The sequence below is a fragment of the Mesorhizobium sp. M7A.F.Ca.US.006.01.1.1 genome (genome assembly GCF_003997935.1).
Classification (GTDB): domain Bacteria; phylum Pseudomonadota; class Alphaproteobacteria; order Rhizobiales; family Rhizobiaceae; genus Mesorhizobium.
On record NZ_RZQL01000534.1, the window covers coordinates 1 to 533 of the forward strand.

The 533-nt window shown below is 63.0% G+C and carries 1 protein-coding gene; it reads left to right on the forward strand.

Annotation, left to right across the window (positions count from 1 at the left end):
• The coding region (locus EN943_RS37360; protein WP_164778626.1) for an adenine deaminase C-terminal domain-containing protein at positions 1-380 on the forward strand (380 nt) is incomplete at its 5' end.
• Positions 381-533: the final 153 nt, after the last annotated feature.

Sequence of the window (533 nt, forward strand, 5' to 3'; positions counted from 1 at the left end):
ATATGGGTGACTGCGCCATGGCGTCCAGCGTGGCGCATGACGCCCACCACATCATCTGCGTCGGCACCAACAAGCAGGACATGGCGCTGGCGGTAAACCGTCTGGGCGAGGTCGGCGGCGGCGTCGTGCTGTTCTCCAAGGGCAAGGAACTGGCGCTGGTCGAAATGCCGATCGCCGGCCTGATGTCGGACGAGCGGGCGGAGATCGTCGCGGCCAAGGCCGAGAAGCTCACCGAGGCGATGCGCAAGATGGGCTGTTCGCTGAACAACGCCTACATGCAGCACTCGCTGCTGGCGCTGGTCGTCATTCCCGAACTCAGGATTTCCGATGTCGGCCTGATCGACGTGACGACCTTCCAGAAGGTCGATCTTTTCGTTTGAGATCAGCCGTCCGCGTTCGGCTGTTCACCCACCAGTGGCGATGGTCAGCACCTTGAACGGCGTGGTGATGACGATCTCGGCGACCGAGCCAACGGCCTTGCCGAGGCCTTGGCCGAGATTGTTGAGCTGTGTCGGGTCGGGTTCGTCCGAGGC